This is a genomic window from Aureimonas ureilytica (genome assembly GCF_001475935.1).
GTDB lineage: Bacteria > Pseudomonadota > Alphaproteobacteria > Rhizobiales > Rhizobiaceae > Aureimonas > Aureimonas ureilytica_A.
In genome coordinates this window covers 48,283-74,725 of sequence record NZ_LDQA01000021.1, presented here as the reverse complement: position 1 = coordinate 74,725, position 26,443 = coordinate 48,283, and the positions used below count along the sequence as shown (strand labels likewise).

Genomic DNA, 26,443 nt, shown 5'->3' with positions numbered 1-26,443 from the left:
CGCTTGGCAAGGTTCGACGGTTCGGTGAAGCGGGCGCACCCTGCGGCGAACTCTTCGCGACCTGCTGCGTTCAAGCGCGGCAAGGATTGCACGAGGGGATACAGGACCATGAAGATCGAAGCCGTCATGACTCGGCATGTCGAATATGCCGCGCCCGGCGACCCCGCGTCGGAGCTGGCCGTCATGATGGGCGAACTCGATGTCGGCGCCCTACCGATCGGCTCCGACGAGGAATTGCTGGGAGTCGTGACCGACCGCGACATTCTCTACCGCGTGGTGGCGCGCGGCCTGCATCCGGCGCAGGTCGAGGCGAGCGACATTCTCTCCTCCCCCGTCATCGCCTGCCGCGAGAGCGACGATCTCCAGACCGCGATGGACCTGATGGCCGCCAATCACGTTCGCCGGCTGGCGGTGCGCAGCGAGGGCGGCAGGGTCGTCGGCTGGGTGACGCTGGCCGACCTCTCGCGCAAGCTGCTTCTGGATTCGCGCACGGTGCAGGACGGGCTGGCCGAGATCAGTCGCGGTAGCGTCGGTTGACGCTGCCGACCACCTCCTGCGACAGGCCGAGCCGCGCGGCCAGATAGGTGAGGTAAAGCTGGGCCGCCGGGGCGCGCGAGCCCGCCGCGATCAGGGACACGGCATAGGCATGGGCCGCGCGGTCCATGCCCTGAGCCCGCTCCACGATGGCGTTAACCGAAGGCGGCGCGCCGGCCACCGTCGTGCGCAGGCGGGCCAAAGCCGCCTCATCCGCCCCGCGCCGCGACAGCCGCTCGCAAGCGGCCGCCAGCGCGGTCTCGTTTTCACCACCCGACAGCGCCGCCGCTGCCGCCGCATCCAGAAGGAAGTTCCGCTCGTCTTCCGCCATGGAGCGGAAGTCGATCGTCAGCGGGTAGGAAATCTGATGCCGGTTGGCGAGATGCGCCCCCAGCACCTTGGCGGACAGAACCTTCAACGCCGCGTCCCGCTGCCGGCGCATAATGGCGGACGGGGCCTCCGCGACCGGCGGTACGGCCGCTGTGAGATCGAGCGTCTCCAGCGCCAGCCCCTGCCCGTCACGCGGGCCGGCGGCGCGGCCGGCAAAGCGCCAGAGCCAGTCCATTCCCATCAGGTGGCGGCCTGCTCGGTGGCGGCCGGCAGCAGGGCTTCGATCTGGCCGAGCAGGCGCGAGAAATCCACCGGCTTGGCGTGATAGTCGTCGCAGCCTGCGGCCAGCGTCTTTTCCCGGTCGCCGGACATGGCATGGGCCGTCAGCGCGATGATCGGAATGCGCGGGATGGATGGATCGGCGCGGATGGTGCGCGCCGCCGTCCAGCCGTCGAGCACGGGCAGGTTCATGTCGAGGAGAACGATGTCGGGCGCGGCGACCTTGGTCTTGTCCACGCCGTCCTGCCCGTCATGGGCGAGGATGACTTCGTAGCCCCGGCGCTGAAGACGGCGCGACAGGAAGTCCCAGATTTCTTCGTGGTCTTCCACCAGCAGGATACGGGTCATCGGACATTCTCCAATTCGCTTGTCCGCCCGTCGGGCAGCGCTTCGCTCATCTGTTTGCGTGTCATAACGCGGATCTGGCCCGCAAGCTCCCTGAGGTCCACGTCTCCCTTCATGAGAATGCGCTGGGTCTGGCCCTGAAGGCGCTCGAACTCCTCGCGCGTCAGATCCTTGGAGGTGAGCACGAGCACGGGAATGTCGCGCCATTCCTCGCGCGAGCGCAGCGCATTGAGGAAGCCGAACCCGTCCATCACGGGCATGACGAGATCAAGAAGGATGAGGCCGGGCTTCTGAACCGCGACGCGTTCCAGCCCTTCCTGCCCGTTCACCGCCGTCACGACGTCCAGCCCCTCGCGCTCCAGAAGCGTCGCGGTGCGCTGAAGCGCGTCCTCGTCGTCATCGACAGCCAGAACCAGCGAATTGTCGGGCGTGCGGTAGCGCGCCATGACGGATTTCAGCTTGCTCCATTCCACGGGCTTCAGGAGATAGTCCGAGGCACCGAGCGCGAAGCCGAGACTGTGCTCGTCGATGATCGTGATCATGATCACCGGAATTTCGGAAAGGTCCGGGTCGGCCTTCAGCTCGGTCAGCACCGTCCAGCCGTCCATCTTGGGCATGGTGACGTCGAGCAGGATCACGTCCGGCTTCACCATGCGCGCCAGTTCCAGCCCGCTCATACCGTCGGCCGCCGTGCGCACGGAGAAGCCTTCCTTGGTCAGGAACCGCATCATGAGTTCGCGCGCATGAGGATCGTCGTCGATGGCGAGCACCAGACCGACCGCGCCGTGCGGCGTCGCCTCGCCGATGATCACCGTGTCGGCGCCGTTCTCGACCTCGGGCGGCGTTTCCACCTCGGCCGGAATGCGGATGGTGAAGGTCGTGCCTGAGCCCTCTTCCGAGCGCACGCCGATATCGCCGCCGAGCAGGCGGCAGAAGGCGCGCGTGATGGCGAGCCCCAGGCCCGTGCCGCCGAACTTACGTGTGGTCGAACTGTCGGCCTGCGTGAAACGCTCGAACAGGCGACCGACCTGCTCATGCGTCATGCCGATGCCCGTGTCGCTAACCTCGAAGGTGATCCAGTCGCGCCCGTCGCCTTCCGAGCGCACGGCATGCAGCGTGATAGTGCCGTTTTCGGTGAATTTCGAGGCGTTGGACAAGAGATTGATCAGGCACTGGCGCAGCTTTACCTGATCGGTGTGCATGGTGCCGAGATCGCCGTCGAGCTTCAACTCCAAGCGGTTGGACTTCTTGGCCACCAGCGAGCCCACCGTCGAGGCCACCTCGTCGATCACGGCCGCGACGCCGAAGCTCTCGGCATAGATGTCCATGCGCTCGGCCTCGATCTTGGAGAGATCGAGCACGTCGTTGATGAGGCTGAGGAGATGGCGCGCATTGCCCTCGATCTTCTTGAGATCGGTGAGAAGATGCGCTTGGCCGAGATCCTCGACCTCCTCCTCCAGCATTTCGGCATAGCCGATCACGGCCGAGAGCGGCGTGCGCAGCTCGTGGCTCATATTGGCGATGAACTGCGACTTGGCGCGGTTGGCGTTCTCCGCGCTTTCCTTGGCGGCGGCAAGTTCTTCCTCGGCCGCGCGCTGGCTGGTGACATCCGTATTGGTGCCGAACCAGCGGCGGATCACGCCCATCTCGTCCCGGATCGGGATGGCCTGAGACAGGAACCAGCGGTAGGACCCATCGGCCGCGCGGAGCGGGAACGTGTCCTCCCACGGCAGCCCTTCGGCGAAGCGCTTCACCAGCCCCTCACGCACCCGCTCCACATGGTCGGGATGGTGGACCTTGATCCAGCCGTGGCCGCGCATCTCGTCCATGGTGGAGCCGGTGTAGTCGAACCACCTTTGATTATACCAATAGATCTCGCCGTTCGGCTTGGCGGTCCAGGCGAACTGGGGAATGTTGTCGGCGATGGCGCGGAACTGCTCGTTGGTTTCGCCGAGTTCGGCGGCTGTGCGCTTCTGATCGGTGATGTCGGTGTGGGTGCCGATCCACTCCACGAGCTGGCCGTCGGCTCCCAGAATGGGCACAGCGCGCGCGATCATATCGCGCCATTCGCCATCGGCACGGCGGATACGATGCTCGATCTTGTAGACCTCCTTCGCCTCCACCGCCGCCTTCCAGGCGTCGGCCGAGCGTTGGCGATCGTCGGGGTGGAGCACGTTGACCCAGCCGAAATCGCTGTATTCTTCCTCACTCTGCCCGGTGAACCGTGCCCAGCCGGGCTGCTCGCCGCTGAAGCGGCCCGAATTCGGCGCCGACCAGACGATGGCGGAGGTCGCCTCGATCAGGGAGCGGAAGCGGCTCTCCGAGGCGGCGAGCCGCGCCTCGGCGCGCACGCGCTTGGTAGCGTTGATCAGCGCGATGCCCGCGCCCACGATCTCGGAGGCGGTCTTTCGCCCCTCGGCCCGCAGCGGATAGAGGCTCGCAAGGAAGACGCGCTCCTCGTCTCCTTCGCCGACGCGAAGCTCGACGTCATTGTGGATCGCGCCACGCCGAAGCGTTTCGTCGAACAGGCGGGTCAAGCGCTTCTGGTCGTTCGGAAACAAGGTGAGCGCATCGTCGCCCGCGCGCGGCTTGCGCCCTTCTTCGGCCAAAGCCTCGCGAAACGCCTCGTTCATGCGCCCAAGCTTCAAATCGCGCGACACGAAGGCGGTGCCGATCGGCGCGTTGCGCATGACCGAGCTGAGAAGGTCGGCATGGCGCCGCCCTTCGAGCTGCCGGCGGAAAGCCAAAATAGCGAGCGATCCGGCGGCGGCGACGGCGAGCAGGAAAGCGAGGTTGGAAATGAGGTCGGTGCGCCGCCCGGCCGCCGTCGCCGCATCGACCCGCATCTGCGCGTTGCGCTGCACGGTCGCCACCTCGGCGCGGATGTCGTCCATCAGCTCGCGCCCCCGGCTGGAGCGCACGAGTTCGGCCGCCGGCTCGAAGCCGGCATCGGTGCGCAGGCGCACGACATCGGCCTCGAAGGCGCGTTCGGCCGCCGTCAGATCACGCAGGCGCTGAAGACGGGCGGGGTCCGCACCCGCCGCCTCCCAGCTCTGGGACATGCGGTTGAGCTGCGCGTCGAGCCCCGCTTCGGCCAAGCGATAGGGCTCCAGAAAGACTTCCGTTCCGCCCAGCACGAAGCCGCGCGACGAGGTTTCGAGCGTCACGATCATCGAGAGGAAGCGCTCGGTCTGCGTGCCGACCTCGGTATTGGCCTCGATGCGCGCGTCCCGCTGGCGCGACTGCCAGACCGTCCAGCCGAAAGCGGCGATCGCCAGAACCAGGAGCAGCGCGGCAAGAAGCCCCATGCGCCCCATTCCGCCGTTGTCTTTGCGCGCCGACTCATTGTCGGATGCGCTTCCGGCGCCATTCTTCATCACCATGCGTCCCCCAGGGCGCGGGCCGTCGCTCGCGCAGTGGCCGGAACAACGCGCAAGCCTCCCTTTCGTTCAGCCTCCGGCCCACGCCGGAGGCCTTTTCGTCACGAGCCCCTCCATGACCCTTGATCAAGCCCTCGCGTTCGGACTGGTCGGCCTGACCGTGGCCGGGTTCGTCTGGGGGCGCCTGCCCTACGATCTGATCGCGCTCGCCGGACTTCTGGCCGGCGTCGCGACGGGCATCGTGCCGGTCAAGGCGGCCTTTTCCGGCTTCGCGGACGACGTGGTGGTGATCGTCGTGGCGGCGCTTCTGGTGAGCGCGGCCATTGCGCGCTCGGGCGTGGTGGAAGACATCATGCGACCGTTCATGCCCTTCATGAAGACGCCGCAGCGGCAGGTCATGGTGCTGGTCGGCGCGGTCACGCTGTTGGCCATGTTCACCAAGAATGTCGGCGCGCTCGCCATGTTCATGCCTGTCGCCTCGCAGGTCGCGCGCAAGAGCGGCACGTCGATCTCCCAGCTTCTCATGCCCATGGCGTTCGGGTCGCTGATCGGCGGTCTCGTGACGCTGGTCGGCACCTCGCCCAACATCATCGTGTCCAAGATCCGGCAGGACATGACGGGCCAGCCGTTCTCCATGTTCGACTATGCGCCGGTCGGTCTCGGCGTGGTGGCGGTCGGCTTCCTGTTCCTGTGCTTTGCCTCCAACCTCATCCCCAAGCGCAAGCCGGGCGGCGCGGTCGGCGAGAGCTTCGCGCTGGATGCCTACACCGCCGAAGCGCGCGTGCCGGAGGGCTCCAGCTTTGCGGGCCGCACCGTGGCCGATCTGGAAGCGGCCGCCGATGGCGACATCGCCGTGCGCACCGTGATCCGCGAGCGCTTCCGCCGCCTGGAGCCCGCGCCCGCTCTTCTTCTGCGCGAAGAGGACGACCTGCTTCTCGTCGGCGAGCCCGAGGGGATCGAGCGCGCCGTGGCGCGCGCCGGCCTCACGCTGGTGGGCGAGCCGACGACGCAGGCGGGCGACATCGAAAGCGAAAGCGTGGTGGAGGGCGTCGTCACGCCGCAATCGCCCATCGTCGGCTCGCGCATCGGCAAGCTCTCGCTGGAAGCCGCGCACGGCGTCACCATCCTCGCCGTCAGCCGCGCGGGCACCGAAATCCGCCAGCACCTTTCCTCCGTGCGCCTGCGCGAAGGGGACGTGCTCGTGCTCAAGGGCACGAGCGAGACGGTGCCCGAAGCGCTTGGCAGCCTCAAGATCCTGCCGCTGGCCGAGCGCTCGATCGTGCTCGGGCGCAACCGGCGCTCCTTTATTCCGCTGGGCGTGCTGGCGGCCGCCATGATCCTGACCGCGACCGGTCTCGTCAGCGCGGTCGCGGCCTTTTTCGGCGCGGCCGTCGTGCTGCTTCTTCTGCGCGTCATGAGCATGCACGAGGCCTATCAGACGGTGGAAGCCTCGGTCATCGTGCTCCTGGCCGCGCTGATCCCGCTGTCGGAGGCCATCCAGACCACGGGCGGCACCGATCTCATCGCCGGCTGGCTCTCCACCGCGCTGCACGGACTCTCGCCGCTCACCTCGCTTTTCATGGTGACGCTGCTCGCCATGGGCGTGACGCCCTTTCTCAACAATGCCGCGACCGTCTTGATGCTCGGACCCATCGCAGGAAGTCTCGCGGTGCGGCTCGGGCTCAACCCCGACCCGTTCCTGATGGCGGTGGCGCTGGGCGCGGCCTGCGATTTCCTCACCCCCATCGGCCACCAGTGCAACACGATCGTCATGGCGCCCGGCGGCTATCGGTTCGGCGATTACTGGCGGCTCGGCCTGCCTTTGTCGCTCATCGTGCTCTTCGTCGGCGTGCCGCTGATCGCCTTCGTCTGGCCGGTCATGCCGGGCTGATGCTGCGCATCATCCGGGGATGATGCTGCCGGAGGCGAATTTCGGGGAACCGTCATTCGCCTCCCCGGCGGATTTCAGCATGGGTTTGTTTCGAAATGATCGACCTCGCCGGTAGATTGTCCCTCACACGCTGTTTCGAAAGCCCGGCAGGCTCCCGAAAGAGTCTCTTACGAAACCGGCGCGATCGTCGCGCGCCCCAGAGGGAGAACCGAACCCATGGCTCGCATTCTCGTCGTTCCCGGCTGGCGCGGCTCGGAAAACGGACATTGGCAGCGCCATCTCACCGAAAACGACCCGGACGCCCTTCTGGTCGAGCAGGAGGATTGGGAGAACCCGATCCTCAGCGAATGGCTTCACACGCTGGAAGCCCATCTCGCCGCCGCGCCGGGCGCCGTTCTCGTCGCCCATAGTCTGGGCGCCATTCTGGTGGCGCATCTGGCCTCGCGCCCCTCGGCCGAACATGTGGCGGGCGCGCTGCTCGTCGCCCCGGCCGATTCGGCGCGCATGGCGCGCAGCGACCCGCGCTTCCTGTCCTTCGCTCCCATTCCGCGCGAGGCCCTGCCCTTTCCCTCCGTGGTGGTGGCTTCGCGGAACGATCCCTATATGAGCCTGCCGACGGCCCGCTCCTTCGCGCAGGCCTGGGGCTCGGGCTTCATCGATCTGGGCGACGCCGGCCATATCAACCGGGCGAGCGGATATGGGCGCTGGAGCGAGGGCGAGACCTTGGCGCGCGACCTCGCCAATGGCTGGGAGCGCAACGGCCCCGCGGCGGCCGCGCCCCATCTTTCGGCCGTCGCCCATGCGCCGATCTATTCCTTCGGCGTCAACACGGCAGGCCAGCGCTAGGGGCTGGGGAGCGCCCGAGCAGCCCCACTCGCCGGACGGATGACCGGCTGAGGCTCCAGCCAGCGCCATGGTCGCGTCGGCGGCAGAAGCCGCACCCATTGCCGCGATGCTTCTAATCCAAAGCCAGCGCGGGGGTTCGCCCCCGCTCTTCGAGTTCCCACGCGGCGTGCCAGCGCCCTTCGTCCCGCGTCAGCACGAGATAGTTGCGATCGGCCGTGTAGACCGCGTTCTGCCCCGGAAGCGGGCGCAGGCGAATCTTGCGGCCCTTGAGCGGCGACTCGCCCAGGCGCGAGAGAAGGCCAAGCCCTAGGCCCAGCGCGCGAGGCGGTTTGGGATGGGTGATGCCGGACGCGACGAGCTGATGGATCAGGACGCCCTCGCGGCACTCCATCGTGCCGCGCGTCGCCAGATGGATTTCGCCCGACACGATCGTCACCGGCGAGCGGCGGCAGACGGCTTCGCCTTCCAGCGCGGCCAGAAAGCGCCGCCATTCCGCCCGGTGCGCCCGGCTCTGCCACTGGTCGCGCAGATCATCCTCGTATTGCTGCTGGCCGGGATAGAAATCGAGCAACGCCTCCACGACGCTGAGGCGCGGCCCGAGCGCTGGCACGCTGGACACGACGACGCGCCGCGCGCCTTCGGGCGCTTGCGCCAGCGCCGCGTCGAAGGCGGACCAGCCGGCCTCGCCCATCACGCGATCGGGTCGGCGCTCGGAGCGCAGATCGGGCAGGATCACCGACAGGCCGGGGAAATGCGCGGCCTGCGTGAAGCTCTGCCCCGAGCGATCCGGGCAGATGCTCGGCAGATGCGCTTCGTTTGCGCCCAGCTGGAACAGAAGAAACATCTCGCGCGCGGCCTTGAACAGTCCGAGCGCGACGGGGCTTTCCTGTAAGGCCGGCGGATGGCTGCCCCAGCCGTCGAAAATATCGTGATCGTCCCAGATCATCAGCGAGGGGACGTGGGCAAAGAGCGAGGCGGCGGCGGGCTGGCGCAGAAGGTCGAGATAGCGGCGGAAGAAGTAGAAACGTACGGCCTCTTCCATCTCGTCCGTCCAGACCACGGATGGTCTTTCGTCGAGGGCAAGCTCGGCCCAACGCGCGACCTCGGGATGCGCGCTCGAAGCCTCGTCGGCATAGAGCTGGTCCCCGCCATGCAGCAGCAAGGCGAAGGGCTGGCGCTGGTGCTCGCTCCAGAGCCGACGCCACATCACGTCGCGATCCTCGTGCGAGCGCGCCTCGTCCCCGTTCTCCTGCCCGTTGCAGGACACGAAAGCGAGCGCGGTATCGCATTCGAACCGCGTTACGACGGGATGGAGCCGACCGTTCACCTCATAGGACGCGCCCGCACGGGCGGGCAGCGACAGGTCGGCGCGCCAGACGTCATGCTCGAACAGCGTGGCGAGGCGCAGCGGCGCGGTGGCCTTGCCGTCCGGCACCACAATGCGCGGGGCCGGATCGCCGGACCGCGTGACGCAAACCACGGCCGTACGACAGACGGCCTCGTCCGCCCCGCGCGCGAAAAGGAGAGGCCCCGCCGCGAGTTCGGCCGTTCCGTCATACACGTCCAATGCAAAACCTCTTCGCGCCCGACCGGCCCATGGGGCCAATCCAGTGGCCGGTTTATCATGTCGGGCGACACCGAAGGCTTACAAGGGCCTCTCAAGTCTGTGATCGCGGCGTAGATCGGCTCGCCGCTCAGCGCACCTCGGCCAGCGCCGGCTTACCGGAAACGCCGGCCATGCCGGGTAGCGGGCGATGGCTCGCGCCCGTCGCCGCATCGAGGCACTGCACGTCATCGGGCGAGAAATAGACGCTCACCTTGTCGCCGCGCGGCGGCGGCGGCGCGGCGGGGTCGTTGAACGTGTCGATCAACAGTTCGTTCTCGCCGAAGCGCGCGCGAATGCGCACGACCGAGCCGAGAAACGCGACATCCACGATTTCGCCGTTCAGCCGGTTGCGCCGGTCGAGATTGGGCTGAAGCGACAGGGCTTCCGGCCGCAGCGCCAGCGTGACGCGGCTGCCGGGCGCGGCCCCCGGCGTCTCGGCCTGGACTTCCTGCCCGGCGACGATCACGCGGTCGCCCTGCGCGGCCTCGCCCTCCAAGAGGCCGAGCGTGCCGACGAAGGAGGCGACGAAGCGGGTGCGCGGGCGGTTGTAGATTTCGAAGGGCGTGCCGACCTGCTCCATCCGCCCTTCGCTCATGACCACGATCCGATCCGACATGGACAGGGCTTCCTCCTGGTCATGCGTGACGAAGATCGTGGTGATGCCAAGTTCGCGCTGAAGCTCGCGGATTTCCTCGCGAAGCGACACGCGGATCTTGGCGTCGAGCGCCGAGAGCGGTTCGTCGAGCAGAAGCACGCGCGGCTTGGGCGCGATGGCGCGGGCAAGCGCAACGCGCTGCTGCTGACCGCCCGACAGCTGGTAGGGATAGCGGTCTTTCAGATGCGGCAGCTTGATGAGGCGCAGCATCTCGTCCACCCGCGCGCCGATCTCCGCCTTGCCCATGCCGGCGATCTTCAGGCCGAAGCCGACATTGTCTCCCACGGTCATATTGGGAAACAGCGCATAGGCCTGAAACACCATGCCGATGCGCCGCGCGTTGGGCGGGGTCAGCGTAACGTCCTCGCCGGCGATCAGCACCCTGCCCGCGCTCGGGGTCTCGAAGCCGGCGACGATGCGCAACATGGTCGTCTTGCCGCAGCCGGACGGGCCGAGGAAGGACACGAACTCGCCGCGCTCCACCGACAGGTCGAACTCGCGCAGGACCGGCGTGCCGTTGAAGCTCTTGCGAACGCCTTCGATCGTCAGAAAACTCATGCGGACGCTCGCTTGCGAGAGGGAAAGGAGAAAAGGCGCATGCGCGGCTTGCCCGGCGCCCGGCCGCCGGCCATCTGCAACAGGACCATGCAGGCCCAGGTGACGGCAAACGAGATGACGGCGAGCGCCGCCGGCTCATAGGCGCGGTTGGCGCCGACATTCTGGAGATAGGGGCCGAAGGCCGGCCGGTTGAGAAGGCTCGCCAGAACGAACTCGCCGATCACGATGGCGAAGGTCAGGAACGCGCCCGACAGGACGGCGGGGCGGACATTGGGCAGGATGACGTTCCAGAGAATGGCCCCGCGCTTAGCGCCCAGACTCTCTGCCGCCTCCGTCAGCGTGCGGATGTCGATGGCCTGAAGCCCCGTGTCCACCGCGCGATACATGTAGGGCAGCGCCAGAACCGTATAGCCGAAGACGAGCAGCACATTGGTGCCGGCCACAGTATCGGTGAAGGGCAGCCAGGAGGAGGAATTGTAGAGCCGGAGATAGCCGAACACGAGCACGATGGGCGGGATCACCAGCGGCAGGAGCGTGATGAACTCCACCACGGGGCGAAAGCGCGGCAGTTTCAGGCGAACCCAATAGGCGGTCGGCACGACGAGGAGCGCGCCGAGCACGATGGTGGCAAGCGCCGCCACGGCCGAGAAAAGGAACGTCTCCTGAAAGCGCTGGTCGGCGAAGACGACCTTGTAGGCCTGAAAGCTCCAGGTGCCGCGCAGCATGGAGAGCGAGAACTGGAAGGTCGCCCAGAGCGGCAGCAGGAAGTAGAGCGCCGCCAGACAAACGACGATCGTGGCCGTGACGCGATGGGGTTTCACTTGAGCCACCGTTCCGCGCGCGAGCGCAGCCAGATGTAAAGGAGGTTGGAGCAGCCGGTGATGACGATCATGCCGAAAGCCAGCGCATAGCCGAGATTGGGATTGTAGAGCACGTCGCCCCGGATCTGCGCGTAGAGTAGGATCGGCACGATGTTGAGCGAAGAGCCCGTCAGCGCATAGGCCGTGGCGATGGCGCCGAAGGCGTTGGCGAACAGCAGGAGGAAGCAGCCGAGCAGGCTCGGGAAGAGCACGGGCAGGCCGATCATGCGCCAATATTGCCAGTTGGTCGCGCCCAGAATCGAGGAAGCCTCGCGCCATTCGCGCTTCAAACCATCCAGCGCCGGCGCGATGATGAGCACCATCAGCGGAATCTGGAAGTAGAGATAGGTGAGCGTCAGTCCCCAGAAACTCAGGAGATTGAAGCCCATCCGGTAGATGTTGAGACCAAAGGCCTCGTTCAGGAACCAGGTGACGAGGCCGAGCCGGCCGACCGTCGCCAGAAAGGCGAAGGCAAGCGGGATGCCGGCGAAATTGGAGGCGACGCCCGAAAAGGTGACCGTGCTGGAGCGCACCCAGGAGGGCAGTCCGCCATGCACGATGGCATAGGCGACGAAGAAGCCGATCAACGCGCCGAGCCCAGCGGAGGCCAGGCTGATGCGGATCGAGATCCAGTAGGCCGCCAGAATCTGCGGCTGAAACAGGGCGGTCAGATTGGCGAAGGTGAACTCGCCTGCCGGGTTCTGAAAAGCGCCGATGATGAGGTAGAGCGTCGGCCCGATCAGAAACAGAAGCGCGAACAGGAGAAACGGCACGACGCCGAGCCACGCCATCGAAAGCTTGGCTCGCCGCTCCGCCAAAGGGCCGGCCGTACCAGCCCCACTCTCGCTCGCTTGAAGAATTCCGACGCTTGACGACAAGCTCACCTCACAGCGCTGCCGAGACGCTCGCGCCTGGGACGCCATCCTGAGGAGATAGCGAGGCGGTAACGTTCCCTTTCGTGTTCAGTCGCACGCCCGCCCCGAGGGGACCGAACGGACGGAGTATGCGAAAAGGCCGCCCATGGATCGAGCGGCCTTTCGAGACGGTCTTACTGGACCTTGGCGCCGACGACTTCGTCCCACTTGGTGGTGATCTCGGCCTTGGCAGCGTTCTGATCGGCCAGCGTCGGGAACTTGGCCTTCTCGTAGTCGGCGGCCGGGGGCAGCTTGTCGAGCAGATCCTGCGGGATCTTGCCGGCCTTGGCCATCGCGTTGAAGCGGATCGGGTGGCAATAGCCCTTGAGGTAGTTGAGCTGGCCCTCGTCGGAATAGATATATTCCATCCAGAGCTTGGCGGCGTTCGGATGCGGCGCGAAGGCGCTGATCGCCTGAACGTAGACGCCGGCGACGACGCCCGTCTTGGGCACGATGACCTCGACCTGCGGGTTACCGTTCAGCGTGTCGCGGCCGGCCAGGGCGTTGTAGTCCCAGCGGATCATGATGGGCGTCGTGCCCTGCGCCAGCGAGGCGGGCTTGCCGATGACGGGGACGAAATTGCCTTCGGCGTTCAGCTTCTTGAAGAAGTCGAGGCCGGCATCGGCGATTTCCGTCGCGGTACCGTTCGGCTTGGCCGAAAGACCGGCGGCATAGACCGCCTGGATCGCCTGCGAGGAGGCGCGCGGATCGCCGGCCAGCGCGACGGAGTTGGAATAGTCGGACTTCAGAAGATCGGGCCAATCCTTCGGCGCGTCCTTCACGATGTCCTTGTTCACCTCGAAGGTGAGAACGCCATAATAGTCGCCATACCAGTAGCCCTCGGCATCCTTGGCGTCGTCCGGGATCTCGCTCCAGGTCGCAACCTTGTAGGGCTGAACGAGCTGGTCGGTCTTGGCCTGCGGGCCGAAGGACAGGCCGACATCGATCACGTCGGGCGCCTGCGGGCCGGTATTGCCCTTGTTGGCCTTGATGGCCTCGATCTCGTCGGCCGAGCCGGCATCGGGGTTCAGTTCGTTGACCTGAAGGCCGTACTTGGCCTTGAAACCCGAAATCATCGCGCCGTAGTTGCACCAGTCATGCGGCAGGGCGATCGTGGTAAGCTGCCCTTCTTTCTTGGCGGCGGCGACCAGTTCGTCCATCGACTGGGCGCGGGCGGCCGGAATGGCGGCGGAAAACGCGAAAGCCGCGACGGCCAAAATGGAAACGCCGTGATTCAATGTCCGGATCATGTCGGGCCCTCTCCCTCGATTGCCGCAGTGTCGGCCGGTTCCCTGCTTGTGCGAACCGTGCGCGGCCTGCCGGCTATCATGGTCGCATGACAGTTGCATGTCGACTGAACGCGCTTTCAACACCTCGCGGCGATGAGGGTATGTGAGGGGCTTATCGAAAAACAGGCAAGCAAAAAGAAGAGGCAGCCTCCCCTTATCCCAACTCATTTTTAACGAAGAAGGCCGGCGTGGTGCCGGCCTTCCTCAATTCATCACCGAAAGGTGTGCTTCTTACCGCAACTTGCGGGCGTCTGACCGGCTCTTCAGCAAGCTCGCCACCGTGGTAACGACGAGGATGCCGACGATCACCGACAGCGAGAAGCCCGTCTCGATATGCGGCAGTCCCTCGATCGGCTGACCACCGTTCAGGAAGGGCAGCGTGTTGGCTTCCATCGCATGGATGATGAGCTTCACGCCGATGAAGGCGAGGATCAGCGACAGGCCGATGCCGAGATAGACTAGACGATCGAGCAGGCCGCCCAGCAGGAAGTAGAGTTGCAGCAGGCCGAGCAGCGCGAAGGCGTTCGCCGTGAAGACGATATAAGGCGCGTCGGTCAGGCCGTAGATCGCGGGGATCGAATCCAGCGCGAAGAGCAGATCCGTCATGCCGAGCGCCAGGATGACGATCGCCATCGGCGTGAACATGCGCTTGCCGTTCTCGATCACCGTCAGCGCGTTGCCGCGATAATCGTCCGTGGTCGGCATATGGCGCTGGAACCACTTCACCACGCCGTTGGGCTCGTAGTCCTCGTCCGTGGACTTGGTGTGCTTGAGGCTTTCCACCACGAGCTTCCAAGCCGTCCACAGAAGGAACAGGCCGAAGAGGTAGAACACCCAGGAGAAGCGTTCGATGGCGGCGGCGCCGAGCGCGATGAAGATGCCGCGCATGATGAGTGCGATCACGATGCCGATCAGCAGAGCCTTCTGCTGATAGGCCGCCGGGACGCGGAAGCTCTTCATGATGATGACGAACACGAAGAGATTGTCGACCGACAGCGACTTCTCGGTGATGAAGCCGGCGAAATACTCGACGCCGTGCTCGCGGTCCCAGAAATGCCAGACGCCCCAGCCGAACAGGAGGGCCAGCGCCACGTAGAAGGTGGACCAGAGCGCCGCTTCCTTGAAGGTCGGCTCATGCGGCTTTCGGACATGGGTCAGGAAGTCGAAGATGAACAGGGCCGCGATCGCCCCGAGCGTCGCGAGCCAGACCCAGGTCGGCACGGTGTCGGGCGCAATGCCCGTCAGCGCGGTGTCCGCGGCTGCATTCGATAATGTCTGGTCCAACGACCCCTCCTTGGCGGCGGACGATCCGTCCGCGTGTTTCCTTCCGTCTCGCGAGGACCATCTCCGGCCCAGTGCGGGGCTTCCGATGGCCTGTCCGCGAGACGGCCGTTCGCAACCGTCCCCACGACGCGACGCGGCAGATAGGTGTGTTGTTTTCAGCCGGACGCAACGGGGCGTCCGAGGATTTCGAACGCACCTGCGAAGAAAATCATCGGCCGATCAGGCCGGGGTCACAGTTTAAATCGGTACAAGCGCGCCGGGACCGGGCGTTTCGACTGTGAAAAGCCTTTCGATCAGGCAGCATTATCACGTCGAGTTGAGAAGGACTTGAAGCCAGATGGCACTGCTTCAAATCCCTCTGTCGCGAAACCCAGTCTCGTCAGCTGCGTCCGGCAGCTTTCCGCAGCGCATCCATGTTGGCGCGATAGGCGGCCTCGTTGCCGCCCTTGTAGACGGCCGAGCCGGCCACGAACGTATCGGCTCCGGCAGCCACGATCTCCCCGATCGTATCCGGCGCAACGCCGCCATCCACCTGAAGGCGGATGGGCCGGTCGCCGATCATGGCGCGCACGCGCCCGATCTTGTCCAGCGTCGAGCGGATGAAGCTCTGCCCGCCGAAGCCGGGATTGACCGTCATCACCAGAACGAGGTCGACGCGGTCGAGCACGTATTGGATCGCCGTTTCGGGCGTGGCCGGGTTGATGGCGACGCCCGCCTTGCAGCCGAGCGCGCGGATCGCCTGCAGCGAGCGGTCGAGATGGCGCGTTGCCTCGGCATGGACGGTGATGCCGTCGCAGCCCGCCTTGGCGAAGGCTTCGAGATAGGGATCGGCCGGTTCGATCATGAGATGGGCGTCGAAGAACTTCTTCGACGCAGCCCGCACGGCCGCCACGACCGGCGGGCCGAAGGTGATGTTGGGCACGAAGTGCCCGTCCATCACGTCGAGATGGATCCAGTCCGCCCCGGCGCGATCGACCGCCGCGATCTCTTCGCCCAGGCGCGAGAAGTCGGAGGAAAGGATGGACGGGGCGATAACGAGGTCTGCGGCCATGATGCTCAGATTCCGCCGGTCGGGCGATGCAGGAGAAGCGGGGATTCGGTGGCGAGGCTGTCCGGGTCCGCCATGATGCGTCCGATCTCCAGAATCTCGTTGCGCGAGCCGAAGACGACGGGCGTGCGCTGGTGCAGCCCTTCGGGCACGATGTCGAGGATCGGATGGATGCCGTCCGTCGCCGCACCGCCGGCCTGCTCGGCGCAGAAGGCCACCGGGCTCGCCTCGTAGAGAAGACGGATGCGACCCTGCGCGTAGCCCTTGCGGCTGTCGCCGGGGTAGAGATAGACGCCGCCGCGCACGAAGATGCGATAGGCGTCCGCCACCATGGAGGCGACCCAGCGCATGTTGAAGTCGCGCCCGCGCGGCCCGTCCTTGCCGGCGAGGCACCGGTCGACATAGAGGCGCACCGGCGCGTCCCAATGGCGAACGTTCGAGGCGTTGATCGAATATTCCTTGGCGTCTTCGGGAATGCGCAGCGTCTGCGCGAAGGTGAAGCGCCGTGTCTCGGGCGACCAGCCGAAGACATGTGTCCCCTCGCCCACCGTCGCGACCAGAAGAAGCTGCGGCCCATAGACGAAAAAACCAGCAGCCAGCTGACGGCGGCCGGGCTGGCGGAAGACGCTGGCGGGATCGGCCCGGTGCTCGGCCTCGACCGGCAGCACGGAAAAGATCGTGCCGATGGAGACATTGGTCTCGATATTGGACGAGCCGTCGAGCGGGTCGATCGCCAGCGCGAGCGTGCCCTCGGGCTGCATCGCCACGGCCTCGTCCTGTTCCTCGGAGCCGTAGAAGGCCACCGGCGCGGCGCGAGCGGCCGCCACGAAGAGGCGATCGGCTTCGAGGTCCAAGACCTTCTGCACATCGCCGCCGCCATTGGCCGCGCCCTTGGGAGAGGTCGCGCTGGCCCCGCCCATCGCACCGCCCGAGCTGATCAGCGTCTGGAGGCTCGCGGCCGCTCCGGCCAGCTCCGTCAGCAGCGCGGCGACGTCGCGCCCGATCGGGCTCCTGGCGGCAAAGGGAGCGAAAAACTCCTCGAGCGTGGCGGTCATGCATCCTCCCATGGGAACCCGTCGGATGGCGTTTGGATAAAGGAAGCCGGCCGCAGCGCAAACCGGAAAAATCGGGCGGCTTCGTTTCAGCCCTCGTCCGACAGGAGCGGTGCTTGCCGCAGCGCGGCGAGATCGGGCGAACCGGTGCAGAAACAGGCGATGCGCAATTGCTGGATCACCTCTTGGAAATGCGCCACGACCGCCTCGGCCGAATGATCGGCCCCCGGCAGAGCGGCCGCCGCCTGGCCGGCGAGATCGGCGCCGAGGCGAATGGCCTTCGCCACATCCAGCCCATGGCGCACGCCGCCCGAGCCGATCACCACGGCCTCCGGGCAGGCGGCGCGCACGTCCCGAATGGCGCGCGCGGTCGGAATGCCCCAGTCGGCGAAGAGCAGGGCCGTCGCCCTCGCGACGGGGTCCTGAAGCCGCTCGGCCTCGATGGCCGCCCAGCTCGTGCCCCCTGCCCCGGCGACATCCAGCGCATGAACGCCCGCATCCATCAGCCTGCGGCCAAGCCGGCCCGACAGGCCGTTGCCGACCTCCTTGGCGACGATGGGGCGTCCAAGGTCTCGCGCCAGCGCCTCGATGGCGGACAGAAGCCCACGCCAGCGCCGGTCGCCCTCCGGCTGCACCGCTTCCTGCAGCGGGTTCAGATGGACGATCAGCGCATCGGCCTCGATCATCTCCACCGCGCGGCGCGCCTCGTCGAGGCCCCAGCCGGCCAGAAGCTGCGCGCCGCCGATATTGGCGAGGATCGGCACATCGGGCGCGGCGCGGCGCAGCGAGCCGTCGAGCCCGCCCTGCCCGCGCCCCTCAATGGCGATGCGCTGCGAGCCGACGGCCAGCGCCAGACCCAGCACCTGCGCAGCTTCCGCCAGTCTCAGGTTGATGCGCGCGGCGCGCTCCATCCCGCCCGTCATCGAGGAGATGAGGATAGGCGCGCCGAGCCGGCGGCCCAGGAACTGCGTCGACAGGTCGATCTCGTCCAGATCGACCTCCGGCAGAGCGGCATGTTCGAAACGCACCGCGTCGAAGCCTGCGTTGACACGCGCCGAGACAAGGGCCGGGCGCAAGACGATGTCGAGATGATCACCCTTGCGTGAACGAATATCGGCCTCTGGCACGGAGGACTCCTTCTGGCAGTCGCGATTCGGCGCGGCAGCGCTTCGATTTATGTCGCCTTGCGCTCGCGAACAGCAAGCGGCGCTCTATGTCCTATCGTCGCAGACATAGGTCGTAAGGCTGATAACGCACTTCCCGAACACTTTTGGAGTGCTACTAATTTACATCGAGTTTTGTGTGCAGGCGACGGGCTGCCCTCGACGATTGAAGAAGGTTGCGACGCGACGATGACAGCCGGACCGCAGACGACCCGCGACCTTCTCGCCGAGGTGGATCACCGATTGGCCGAACTCATGCCCTGCGTGGTGGAGGGCCAGTCCTCTCTGGACATCGCGCTGCGGGACGGGGTCCTGGCCCCCGGCAAGCGGCTGCGCCCGCTCGTGACGCTGCTGGTGGCCGAGGCTCTGGGCGGCCCGCGCGAGGCGGCGATGGACGCCGGCTGCGCGCTGGAAATGGTGCACGCCGCCTCCCTGATCCTCGACGATCTGCCCTGCATGGACGATGCCGAGCTCCGGCGCGGACGCCCGACCCTGCACCGCGCCCATGGCGAGGATGTCGCGGTTCTCTGCGCCATCGCCATTCTTTCGCAGGCCTATGGCACGCTGGCCCGGCTGGAAGGCGCCGACAGCGCGCAGCGGGGCGAATGCGTCGCGGTTCTGGCCGATGCGGTGGGCGCGCGCGGGCTCGTCGCCGGCCAGTATCAGGATTTGCGCGGCGGGCGCGGCCCGCGTCCGGTCAGCGAGATCGATGCGGCCAACGGCCTCAAGACCGGCTCGCTCTTCACCGCCGCCGTGGAACTGGGTGCCGTTCTCTGCCGCGCCAAACCCGAGGTCCGAGCCGCCCTGCAGGGCTTCGCCCGCGAGCTGGGCCTCGCCTTCCAGCTCCTGGACGATCTTCTGGATGCCGCCGGCCCCAGCGCCGTCGTGATCGGCAAGGACACGGGCAAGGACTCGTTGAAGTCCACCATCGTTTCCATCATCGGCCCCGAGCAGGTGGGACGGCGAATCGACCGGCATGTGGACGAAGCGCGCGCCTGTCTCGTCAGCGCGCTCGGCCCCGCCTCGCGACTGGAAGCCCTTCTCGTGCAGGTGTTCGACCGATCCGTCGGCCCGCGCCATCTTGTGGAAGCCGAGACGCGACGCGAACTGGAACTCGGCGCGGTCTGAGGGCGCAGCGGGTCAGGCGACCACCGCCAGCGCGAACCCGTCCCAGCCCTTGGAGCCAACCGTTTGCAGGGCCGTCGCCTTGAGGCGCGGATCGCTGCCCAAGAGCCGGATGGCCGCCCGCGCGCCCTGAACATTCGCGTCGAGACTGGCCTCGTCCACCACCGCGCCCTTGCGGATCACATTGTCGAAGATGATCACCGTGCCGGGCGTCGACAGGCGCATGGCCCATTCGAAATAGAAGGGATTGCTGGGCTTGTCGGCGTCGATGAAGACGAGATCGAACGGCCCTTCGAGATCCGGCAGCACGTCCAGCGCCGCGCCGACCCGCAGGTCGATTCGGTCCTGTAGCCCGGCGCGTTCGAAATTGGCGCGGGCGACTTCGGCATGGACCGACTCCCGCTCGATCGTGACGATACGACCCGTTTCCGGCAGGGCGCGGGCCATACAGATCGTGCTGAAACCGCCGAGCGTGCCGATTTCCAAGATGCGCTCGGCCTTCGCCATCGCGACGAAGAGAGCGAGCATCTGCCCTTGCGCGGGCGATACGTCGATGGCCGGCAGCCCAGCTGCGGCATTGGCCACGAGAACCGCCTCCAGCACGGGGTCGGTCAGGTGCAGTTCCCGGCCGAGATAGGCATCGACCTCCGCCCAGACCGTCTCTTGATCCGCTTCCTGAATCATTCGCGACATGCCGCTTCCCTCTCCACTGGCTCAGCGAGGCTTAAGAGCCTCGTCTGTCATGGAAAAGGCCGATCACATTGCAGCGGAATGCAGGCTCATAGTGGGCCGCTGCCAGAGCGCCCTGTCGCGGGCCGGTCCGCCGGGGCGGCGCGGGGCGAAGGCGATGCGCGCGCCTGAAACGATGGCTGCGAGCTTCTCCGGCCCGCTCGTGGAGATTCTGATACCATGCGCGGCCGGGCCCCGCGCGACGAGCTTCAGCCCGATACGGCGATACACGAGCGCGGCCGTCGCGATGGCCCAGGCCGAGCGGCGGGGCAAATGGTCGATGCCGATGCGGGCCGAGGCGTAATAGGGCTCGGCGGCCGAGACGAGCCGGGCGCGCAGCCGAGCGACCGCATCCGCCTTGGCGGGATCGAGCAAATCGTCCGGCGAAAGCCCTTCTTCGCGCAGCCAGGAGAGCGGCAGGTAGACGCGTCCCTCGCCGGCATCGGCCACCACATCCCGCGCGATATTGGTGAGCTGAAAGGCGAGGCCGAGATCGGCCGCGCGGTCGAGCACGGCCTCGTCCCTCGCGCCCATGACACGCGCCATCATGACGCCGACGACGCCCGCCACATGCCAGCAATAGGTGAGAAGCTCGTGCAGCGTCTCGTAGCGTCGTCCCTCCACGTCGAGCGCGAAGCCGTTCAGGTGCTCCTCGAAGAGGCTAGCGGGCATGGCGTGGCGCCGTGCGACCGCGCCCAGCGCACGAAAGCTCAACGGAAGGCCGTTCGCCTCGCCCGCCAGAGCGCGCGCGGTGTCGCGCCGGAGCCCGGCAATGCGGGCTTCGGGCGGCTCGGGCGAGGCGACATGACCCTGCCCGCCCTCCTGCCCGTCCACCACGTCGTCGCAATGGCGGCACCAGCTGTAAAGGCGCATGACATCGCGCCGCGTCGCCCCGTCGAACAGGCGCGCGGCGGCGGCGAAGCTCTTCGACCCTTGAGCGATCGACGCTTCGGCGAACCGATCGAGTTCGCCCCCCTCGCCTGTGCTCATGCCGCCTGGTTCAGGATCAGGCCGGCCGTCGCCTTGGCCGAGCCGACGACGCCCGGAACGCCCGCGCCCGGATGCGTGCCCGCGCCCACGAAGAAGAGATTGCGGATCGCATCGTCCTGATTGTGGGCGCGGAAATAGGCCGATTGCGTCAGCACGGGGTCGAGCGAGAAGGCCGAGCCGTGATGAGCGTTCAGCTCGCTCTGGAAATCGTTCGGCGTGAAGATGCGCTGCGTCACGAGATCGGCGCGCAGGCCCGGCATGTAGCGCGCTTCCAGATAGTCGAGAATGCGGTCGGCATAGCGCGGCCCTTCCACGCTCCAGTCGAGCGGCGCATTGCCGAGATGGGGCACGGGCGAGAGCACGTAATAGCTGCCCGCACCATCAGGCGCGAGCGAAGGGTCGGTCGCGCAGGGGCTGTGCAGATAGAGCGAGAAGTCGGTGGCCAGCGTGTTCGCCTTGAAGATCTCGTTGATCAGCGGGCGATAGCGCGGGCCGAACAGGACCGTATGGTGCTGAAGCTGCGGCTGGTGCCGCTTGAGGCCGAAATAGAGGACGAAGAGCGACATGGAGAAGCGCTTGCCCTTGAGGCGCTTGCCCTCCTTTTCGCCGCGCGGCGTGTGGCCGAGCAGCCCAGCATAGGTGTGCACGACATCGGCGTTGGAGGCGACGAGATCGGCTGTAAAGCGTCGGCCGTCTTTCAGGACGACGCCCGTCGCGCGCGCCCCTTCCGTCTCGATCCGCTCCGCCTCGGCCGAAAGCTCGGTGCGCCCGCCGATATCCTCGAACAGCTTGACCATGCCGCGTACCAGCGCGCCCGTCCCACCCTTGGGGAACCACACGCCCCATTCGCGCTCCAGCGCGTGGATCAGCGCATAAATGGAGGAGGTCGCGAACGGGTTGCCGCCGACCAGAAGCGAATGGAAGGAGAAGGCCTGCCGCAACTGCTCGTCCGTGATGAACTCGGACACTTTGGCATAGACCGAGCGCCACGCCTGAAGCTTGGCGAGTTGCGGCCCGGCGCGGATCATGTCGCGAAAATGCAGGAAGGGCACGGTGCCGAGCTTGAGATAGCCTTCCTCGAACACGGCCCGCGAATAGGCCAGAAAGCGGCGATAGCCCTCGACATCCGCCGGGTTCTTGGCCGCGATCTGCCGGTCCAGTTCGGCCTGATCGTTGGCATAGTCGAACTGGTATCCGTCCTCCCAGCAGAGCCGGTAGAAGGGGCTGACGGGCAGAAGCGTCACATAGTCTTCCATCCGCCGCCCGGCTGCCGCCCAAAGCTCCTGAAGCGCGCTCGGATCGGTGATGACGGTCGGCCCCGCGTCGAAGACAAAGCCCTGATCCTCATAGACATAGGCGCGCCCGCCCGGCTTGTCGCGCTTCTCCAGAAGCGTCGTCTGGATACCGGCCGCCTGCAGGCGGATGGCCAGCGACAGCCCTCCGAAGCCCGATCCGATCACGATGGCCGTTTGCGGCCGGGAGCCGGACAGGGCGACGGGTGTGGGAGCGATCATGCACTGTCCTTGAGACGGGTGGGCGCGGCCAGAATGCGAAGCGCGCCGCGCACCGAGACGGGTGGTTTGCCGACGAAGATGCGCAACTTGTCGGAAAATTCCAGACGTGCGGCGTAGAACCGCGCCACGAGCGGATCGGGCAGCCGGTAGAAATGCTCCAGGATGCGATAGCGCTCGGTCGGCTCGCCCGCGCCGAAGAGCAGTCGGTTGAGCATGCGGAAATAGGCCCGGTCGCTCCAGAGATTGCGCGCATGCTGCGAGAGGATGCGCTCCAGCGCCCCGGCCGAAAGCTCGGGCGCGGCGGACACGAGATCGGCCACATGCACGGCGTCGGGCAGCGAATAGCCGGTGGTCGGGTGAAACAGCGCGCGGGCGAGGCCGACGGTCGGCACGCCCTGCGCTTCCTCGATCAGCCGCCCCATGTCTCCGCCGAGGGCGATGGGCAGGATGCCGTCCTCCTCGCGCACCAGCGTCTTCAGCCGCCAGCCGCGTCGGTTCGCATAGGCTGCGATCTCGCGGCGCAGGACCTCGCGCTCCAGCGCCGCGCCATCGGCGTAATAGGTGTCCTCGATCAGGAGCCGCGTCGGCGAGAAGGGCAGGACATAGACGAAGCGATAGCCGTCCGCCTGCGGCACGGTCGCGTCCATGACGATGGGCTGCGTCAGGCCGTGCGGGCCGTCCGTTTCCCATTCCTGCCCCAGAAACTTCTGGAAGCCGAGCGTCAGATGCGCGCTCCGGCGCTGGCCGCGCCCGTCGATCACGGCGCGCGCCTGAAGCACTCGCCCGTCCTCCAGCGTGACACTTTGCGCCGTCAGAGCGCGGATCGGCGTGCCCATGAGAAGCCGCTCGCCGAGCGCTGGCGTCAGGATATCGGCGAAGCGTTCGGACGAGACGGAGGCATAGCCGGTGTCGACCGGGCGTGCGCGGCGAGGAAAGTGCACGTCATAGCCGGGCCACCGGCGCGCGACGAACGGGTCGATCCATTGATGCTCGACATAGGAGAGATCGCCGTCGTGAAAGCTCCAGGTGTGGTTGCCCCCTAAGCGCGGCGCGGCCTCCACCACGAGAAGCCGAAGCTCGGGCCGGCGTTCCAGCAGGCGATGGGCGATCAGCCCGTTGGCGAGACCGCCGCCGGCGAGAATCAGATCATAGGTTTCTGTGCTCATGCGGGCTCGGGCTGTTTGAGACGGCGGGACCGGCTGATGCCATCGAGCGTCTCGGCGACGAGGCGCTCGGCCAATTCAGCGCCCCGCGCCGCGCCGCCGGCCGAGGCGATCTCGCGGCCGAGACGCTCGGCCTCGCGCCGAAAGCCGGGTTCCCGCGTCAGGCGTTGCAGCGCGCGGGCGAGGTCGGACGGCGACAGGAGGCGATGGGAGAGGCTGAGGCCCGCGCCCTGATGGACGAGACGCGCCGCAACGCCCGGCTGATCATAAGCGATCGGCAAGGCCAACACGGGAACGCCGGCTTCCAGCGCATCCAGCACCGTGTTGAGGCCCGCGTGGCAGATGCAGAGATCGGCCTCTGCCAGAATCGCGCGCTGGGGCAGGAAGTCGGTCACGAGTTCGGCGTCGAGCGTTGCTGCCTCGGCCGGCGACAAACGCCCGCAATGGGCGATCGCCAGCCGCGCGCCGACCTGCCGGCAGGCGCGGGCGATCGTCTGGAACAGGCCGAGCCTGTGCCCTTGCAAGGTGCCGAGCGAGGCAAAGACGAGGGGCCGGATTCCGTCGCTTCGCAGCGGCGAGACGCCCACATTGTCCTTGGTGCTGCGAAAGGGGCCGAGCGCGGCGATGCGCGCGGCGGGCGCGCGTGGATAGTCGAAGCCGGCCACGGTCTGCGACAGACTGGCCAGCGGCGACAGACAATCCTCCATCCGCTCGCGGAGCGGCAGTCCGAGGCGAGAGCACGCCGCGCGAATCGTCTCGCGCTGGCGGCGCAGAAGCAGCCGGGCGACGCGCTCGCCGCCTCGGTTGCGCTTCAGCCCCTCGGGACTCGGATCATAGGGCCAGCCGAGATAGGGCGCGGGAATGGCGGGATCGGGGTCGATCGGCAAGGCGGCGGCGACCGAAAGAAAGGGCAGTTCCAGATGCTCGGCCAGAAGCGCGCCGGCCGGTTCCATCTGATCGACCAGAACCGCCTCGGCGCCCCAGCGGGCGGCCAGGCGCGGGCCCTCGGTGACCAGCGCCTCTGTGCGCCACGCCCCCTCGCGCACCGTGCGCAGGATGCCGAAGAGCCCGGTCGGTCGGTCGGTCAGCTGCGCCGGTCCCGCGCCGGGGCCGACTTCGAGTGGCTCGATATCAGGCGAGCGCACCAGCGCCGTGCCACCGGCATTGAGGAGAATCGCCGCCCTGTGCCCACGCGCGACCAGCGCCTCGCCCAGCGCTTCGAAGGCGCGGACATGGCTGAGAAGCGGCGGGGTCACGAGAAGAAAGCGGGTCATCGAGCATCGCGGGCGGGAGCGGCCCGCGAAGACCGGGACCTTGCCCGACCATATGGCGCGTCGACGCGTGTGTTCCATCGGCAATCGGAACGAATTCTGACGCCCGACCCATCGTCCAGCAGCTCTTCCGAGCCCACCTTGCGTCGCCCCGTCGCGCGGGCGGCCGTGCAACTTCGCGACCGAACGCAACGTTTCATCCAGGCGAGGAACGCTGCGCATGGCGAGGCACAGTGGGCCGGACGACCCAGACGATCGGCCCATGGGATGCCCGACGATGAGTGACATGATCCATCACGACCGCTCACGGAGCGGACTCGCGGGGCCGACGAGCCTTCCCGTGCAGGTGGCGATCGGGCTCGCGATCCTGACCGCGATGGCGGCCTGGCTCGGCTGGATGGGCCGGCCACTCACCTGCACCTGCGGCACGCTGGCGCTTTGGGACGGCGACCCGTATTCACCGGGCGCCTCGCAGCAATTCGCGGATTGGTATTCCGCGCTGCATGTCATGTTCGGAATGGGTCTGGCGGTCTTCATCGGGCGCATGGCGCCGCATTGGCCGCTCAGCTGGATGGTTCTCGCGACCCTCGCGTCCAGCGCGATCTGGGAGGCGATGGAGAACACGCCTGTCATCATCGCCCTGTTCGGCAATGCACCGGGCACGCCCAGCTACGAGGGCGACAGCATTCTCAATGCCTTCGGCGACACGCTGTTCGTCGCCGTGGGCTTCCTTCTGGCGCGCGGGCTTCCTGCTCCGCTCGCCCTTATCACCGCTCTCGCCTTGGAGGGAGCCGTCGCGTTTGCGATCAACGACGGCTTCATCCTGGGGAGCCTGCGCCTTCTCGGCGTCTCGGTCTAAAGGAGGGTCTAGGCGTAAAGCGGATTGGCGTTGGCGATCGCGACCGAGCGACCGATCATGACGCCCTCGTCCATGGCCATGGCGTAGCGGGCGCGCACCGTGTCGGCCGAGATGCCGAGGGCCACCAGATCGGCTGCGACCTTGTCGAACCCGCCGCGACCACCCGGACGGGCGACGCCCGCGCCGATCACCGAACCCGTATAGGCATCGATGGCCTGCCCCTTGAGACCCAGCTGCTCGGCCGCCCAAAGGCCGACGATCCGGTCGGCACGGGCGCGGTCCTCGAAGGAGCGGCGCTCACGAGCGACGAAGAGCTTTTCCTGCATGTCACGGCGGCGATCGATCGTCATAGGCTGGTCCCTTTTCCCCTCGCCGCGCTCTCTTTCGCGGCATGGGAGGACTATGCACCCCACGCGTCAAAACCGGCTTGTTGGAATAGGTCCAATTGAATCGAACTCCAATAAGTTATTGCTGAAGCGTAAACTTAACCGTCAGTTGACCTCACGTTCGCGCGACGAGGAGCCGGCTTCCCGCACTATATCAGCGCTGATCGCCGCCAGCGTTCTCGATACTTGCGAAACTATTGGCCACAAGACATGGGCACAGGGGAGAGAAACCATCCGATTCGGCCAGCACGCCTACAAAGACTGCCAAGTTCTCGAGCATGAAGCTTTTAAACTGAGCAGATTGCCCGGCCAGGGGGGCCTTATCGTCAGGGAAGCAGAACATGCCCCGTCGTGGCGCGACAGACATCAGGT

General features: G+C 66.8%; 23 protein-coding genes. 5 read left to right on the top strand and 18 right to left on the bottom strand.

Going from position 1 to position 26,443, the window contains the following annotated elements; genetic code table 11:
• The first annotated feature begins 108 nt into the window (after window positions 1-108).
• A complete protein-coding gene (locus NS365_RS09155) occupies window positions 109-537 on the top strand; it encodes a CBS domain-containing protein (protein ID WP_058599978.1) in 429 nt (142 codons plus the stop codon).
• Here NS365_RS09155 and NS365_RS09150 read toward each other — a convergent pair.
• Genes NS365_RS09150 through NS365_RS09140 form a run of 3 tightly spaced genes read right to left on the bottom strand, consistent with a single transcriptional unit; the run spans window position 515 to window position 4,796 of the window.
• Window positions 515-1,105 carry a DUF533 domain-containing protein gene (locus NS365_RS09150; RefSeq protein WP_058599977.1) on the bottom strand — a complete coding sequence of 197 codons (591 nt, stop codon included), beginning with the start codon at window positions 1,103-1,105 and terminating at the stop codon, window positions 515-517. The two genes, NS365_RS09155 and NS365_RS09150, sit on opposite strands and share 23 nt — an antisense overlap.
• Window positions 1,105-1,491: a response regulator gene (locus NS365_RS09145; protein ID WP_058599976.1), complete on the bottom strand. Its 387-nt coding sequence runs from the start codon at window positions 1,489-1,491 to the stop codon at window positions 1,105-1,107. The genes NS365_RS09150 and NS365_RS09145 overlap by 1 nt, the downstream gene beginning before the upstream one ends.
• Window positions 1,488-4,796, bottom strand: coding sequence for a response regulator (locus NS365_RS09140; protein ID WP_193753421.1), 3,309 nt, complete (start codon window positions 4,794-4,796; stop codon window positions 1,488-1,490). The genes NS365_RS09145 and NS365_RS09140 overlap by 4 nt, the downstream gene beginning before the upstream one ends.
• Before the next feature lie 187 nt (window positions 4,797-4,983).
• Here NS365_RS09140 and NS365_RS09135 point away from each other — a divergent pair, with 187 nt between their 5' ends.
• Both NS365_RS09135 and NS365_RS09130 read left to right on the top strand, forming a co-directional pair.
• Complete coding sequence (locus tag NS365_RS09135) at window positions 4,984-6,759, top strand: SLC13 family permease (RefSeq protein ID WP_058599974.1); 1,776 nt, start codon at window positions 4,984-4,986, stop codon at window positions 6,757-6,759.
• 216 nt (window positions 6,760-6,975) lie between these two features.
• Window positions 6,976-7,605, top strand: coding sequence for an RBBP9/YdeN family alpha/beta hydrolase (locus NS365_RS09130; protein ID WP_058599973.1), 630 nt, complete (start codon window positions 6,976-6,978; stop codon window positions 7,603-7,605).
• Between the two features lie 112 nt (window positions 7,606-7,717).
• On the opposite strand, the gene NS365_RS09125 is transcribed toward NS365_RS09130, so the two are convergent.
• The 9 genes from NS365_RS09125 to fni all read right to left on the bottom strand — a co-directional run bounded on the left by NS365_RS09125 (window position 7,718) and on the right by fni (window position 17,998).
• Window positions 7,718-9,166, bottom strand: a complete 1,449-nt coding sequence (locus tag NS365_RS09125; protein ID WP_244498410.1) for an alkaline phosphatase D family protein — start codon at window positions 9,164-9,166, stop codon at window positions 7,718-7,720.
• 133 nt (window positions 9,167-9,299) lie between these two features.
• A complete protein-coding gene (locus tag NS365_RS09120) occupies window positions 9,300-10,424 on the bottom strand; it encodes an ABC transporter ATP-binding protein (RefSeq protein ID WP_058599971.1) in 1,125 nt (374 codons plus the stop codon).
• On the bottom strand, window positions 10,421-11,245 hold the full coding sequence (locus tag NS365_RS09115; protein WP_058599970.1) for an ABC transporter permease: 825 nt from the start codon (window positions 11,243-11,245) through the stop codon (window positions 10,421-10,423). Before NS365_RS09115 ends, NS365_RS09120 begins: the two co-directional genes overlap by 4 nt.
• A complete protein-coding gene (locus NS365_RS09110) occupies window positions 11,242-12,075 on the bottom strand; it encodes an ABC transporter permease (RefSeq protein WP_374700797.1) in 834 nt (277 codons plus the stop codon). The genes NS365_RS09115 and NS365_RS09110 overlap by 4 nt, the downstream gene beginning before the upstream one ends.
• Window positions 12,076-12,332: 257 nt before the next feature.
• Window positions 12,333-13,448 (bottom strand): ABC transporter substrate-binding protein, encoded by a 1,116-nt coding sequence (locus tag NS365_RS09105; RefSeq protein ID WP_058599969.1) that lies wholly within the window; start codon window positions 13,446-13,448, stop codon window positions 12,333-12,335.
• 270 nt (window positions 13,449-13,718) lie between these two features.
• Window positions 13,719-14,771, bottom strand: coding sequence for a TerC family protein (locus tag NS365_RS09100; RefSeq protein WP_244493397.1), 1,053 nt, complete (start codon window positions 14,769-14,771; stop codon window positions 13,719-13,721).
• A 379-nt stretch (window positions 14,772-15,150) separates the two neighbouring features.
• The gene (gene rpe / locus NS365_RS09095; RefSeq protein ID WP_058599968.1) at window positions 15,151-15,822 is read right to left on the bottom strand and encodes a ribulose-phosphate 3-epimerase; all 672 of its coding nucleotides are present in this window, start codon (window positions 15,820-15,822) and stop codon (window positions 15,151-15,153) included.
• 5 nt (window positions 15,823-15,827) lie between these two features.
• Complete coding sequence (locus NS365_RS09090; protein ID WP_082684519.1) at window positions 15,828-16,874, bottom strand: class 1 fructose-bisphosphatase; 1,047 nt, start codon at window positions 16,872-16,874, stop codon at window positions 15,828-15,830.
• A gap of 86 nt (window positions 16,875-16,960) precedes the next feature.
• Window positions 16,961-17,998, bottom strand: a complete 1,038-nt coding sequence (fni, locus tag NS365_RS09085; RefSeq protein ID WP_058599966.1) for a type 2 isopentenyl-diphosphate Delta-isomerase — start codon at window positions 17,996-17,998, stop codon at window positions 16,961-16,963.
• Between the two features lie 225 nt (window positions 17,999-18,223).
• Between fni and NS365_RS09080 the strand changes: the two genes are divergently transcribed.
• A complete protein-coding gene (locus NS365_RS09080; protein WP_058599965.1) occupies window positions 18,224-19,162 on the top strand; it encodes a polyprenyl synthetase family protein in 939 nt (312 codons plus the stop codon).
• Between the two features lie 12 nt (window positions 19,163-19,174).
• Here the strand turns inward: NS365_RS09080 and NS365_RS09075 are convergent, their stop codons facing one another.
• From NS365_RS09075 to NS365_RS09055, 5 genes are all read right to left on the bottom strand, one after another.
• Window positions 19,175-19,843: an O-methyltransferase gene (locus NS365_RS09075; protein WP_206612125.1), complete on the bottom strand. Its 669-nt coding sequence runs from the start codon at window positions 19,841-19,843 to the stop codon at window positions 19,175-19,177.
• 72 nt (window positions 19,844-19,915) lie between these two features.
• Complete coding sequence (locus NS365_RS09070) at window positions 19,916-20,878, bottom strand: phytoene/squalene synthase family protein (protein WP_058599963.1); 963 nt, start codon at window positions 20,876-20,878, stop codon at window positions 19,916-19,918.
• The gene (locus tag NS365_RS09065) at window positions 20,875-22,392 is read right to left on the bottom strand and encodes a phytoene desaturase (protein WP_058599962.1); all 1,518 of its coding nucleotides are present in this window, start codon (window positions 22,390-22,392) and stop codon (window positions 20,875-20,877) included. Before NS365_RS09065 ends, NS365_RS09070 begins: the two co-directional genes overlap by 4 nt.
• Complete coding sequence (gene crtY / locus NS365_RS09060; RefSeq protein ID WP_058599961.1) at window positions 22,389-23,558, bottom strand: lycopene beta-cyclase CrtY; 1,170 nt, start codon at window positions 23,556-23,558, stop codon at window positions 22,389-22,391. Before crtY ends, NS365_RS09065 begins: the two co-directional genes overlap by 4 nt.
• Window positions 23,555-24,829, bottom strand: a complete 1,275-nt coding sequence (locus NS365_RS09055) for a glycosyltransferase (RefSeq protein ID WP_058600076.1) — start codon at window positions 24,827-24,829, stop codon at window positions 23,555-23,557. Before NS365_RS09055 ends, crtY begins: the two co-directional genes overlap by 4 nt.
• Window positions 24,830-25,103: 274 nt before the next feature.
• Here NS365_RS09055 and NS365_RS09050 point away from each other — a divergent pair, with 274 nt between their 5' ends.
• On the top strand, window positions 25,104-25,685 hold the full coding sequence (locus NS365_RS09050) for a DUF2585 family protein (RefSeq protein WP_193753420.1): 582 nt from the start codon (window positions 25,104-25,106) through the stop codon (window positions 25,683-25,685).
• Window positions 25,686-25,693: 8 nt separating this feature from the next.
• Here NS365_RS09050 and NS365_RS09045 read toward each other — a convergent pair whose 3' ends face one another.
• Window positions 25,694-26,035, bottom strand: a complete 342-nt coding sequence (locus NS365_RS09045; RefSeq protein ID WP_058599959.1) for an ATPase inhibitor subunit zeta — start codon at window positions 26,033-26,035, stop codon at window positions 25,694-25,696.
• Between the last annotated feature and the right edge of the window lie 408 nt (window positions 26,036-26,443).

What these genes read in the sequence shown, in the direction of transcription:
- NS365_RS09135 (WP_058599974.1), top strand. Translation starts at nt 4,984, where the DNA reads ATGACCCTTGATCAAGCCCTCGCGTTCGGACTGGTCGGCCTGACCGTG.
- NS365_RS09105 (WP_058599969.1), bottom strand. Translation starts at nt 13,448, where the DNA reads ATGATCCGGACATTGAATCACGGCGTTTCCATTTTGGCCGTCGCGGCT.
- NS365_RS09110 (WP_374700797.1), bottom strand. Translation starts at nt 12,075, where the DNA reads ATGGCGTGGCTCGGCGTCGTGCCGTTTCTCCTGTTCGCGCTTCTGTTT.
- NS365_RS09045 (WP_058599959.1), bottom strand. Translation starts at nt 26,035, where the DNA reads ATGACGATCGATCGCCGCCGTGACATGCAGGAAAAGCTCTTCGTCGCT.
- NS365_RS09065 (WP_058599962.1), bottom strand. Translation starts at nt 22,392, where the DNA reads ATGATCGCTCCCACACCCGTCGCCCTGTCCGGCTCCCGGCCGCAAACG.
- NS365_RS09140 (WP_193753421.1), bottom strand. Translation starts at nt 4,796, where the DNA reads ATGGGGCTTCTTGCCGCGCTGCTCCTGGTTCTGGCGATCGCCGCTTTC.
- NS365_RS09145 (WP_058599976.1), bottom strand. Translation starts at nt 1,491, where the DNA reads ATGACCCGTATCCTGCTGGTGGAAGACCACGAAGAAATCTGGGACTTC.
- NS365_RS09070 (WP_058599963.1), bottom strand. Translation starts at nt 20,878, where the DNA reads ATGAGCACAGGCGAGGGGGGCGAACTCGATCGGTTCGCCGAAGCGTCG.
- NS365_RS09130 (WP_058599973.1), top strand. Translation starts at nt 6,976, where the DNA reads ATGGCTCGCATTCTCGTCGTTCCCGGCTGGCGCGGCTCGGAAAACGGA.
- rpe (WP_058599968.1), bottom strand. Translation starts at nt 15,822, where the DNA reads ATGGCCGCAGACCTCGTTATCGCCCCGTCCATCCTTTCCTCCGACTTC.
- NS365_RS09050 (WP_193753420.1), top strand. Translation starts at nt 25,104, where the DNA reads ATGAGTGACATGATCCATCACGACCGCTCACGGAGCGGACTCGCGGGG.
- NS365_RS09120 (WP_058599971.1), bottom strand. Translation starts at nt 10,424, where the DNA reads ATGAGTTTTCTGACGATCGAAGGCGTTCGCAAGAGCTTCAACGGCACG.
- NS365_RS09150 (WP_058599977.1), bottom strand. Translation starts at nt 1,105, where the DNA reads ATGGGAATGGACTGGCTCTGGCGCTTTGCCGGCCGCGCCGCCGGCCCG.
- NS365_RS09075 (WP_206612125.1), bottom strand. Translation starts at nt 19,843, where the DNA reads ATGATTCAGGAAGCGGATCAAGAGACGGTCTGGGCGGAGGTCGATGCC.
- NS365_RS09090 (WP_082684519.1), bottom strand. Translation starts at nt 16,874, where the DNA reads ATGACCGCCACGCTCGAGGAGTTTTTCGCTCCCTTTGCCGCCAGGAGC.
- NS365_RS09055 (WP_058600076.1), bottom strand. Translation starts at nt 24,829, where the DNA reads ATGACCCGCTTTCTTCTCGTGACCCCGCCGCTTCTCAGCCATGTCCGC.
- NS365_RS09155 (WP_058599978.1), top strand. Translation starts at nt 109, where the DNA reads ATGAAGATCGAAGCCGTCATGACTCGGCATGTCGAATATGCCGCGCCC.
- crtY (WP_058599961.1), bottom strand. Translation starts at nt 23,558, where the DNA reads ATGAGCACAGAAACCTATGATCTGATTCTCGCCGGCGGCGGTCTCGCC.
- NS365_RS09080 (WP_058599965.1), top strand. Translation starts at nt 18,224, where the DNA reads ATGACAGCCGGACCGCAGACGACCCGCGACCTTCTCGCCGAGGTGGAT.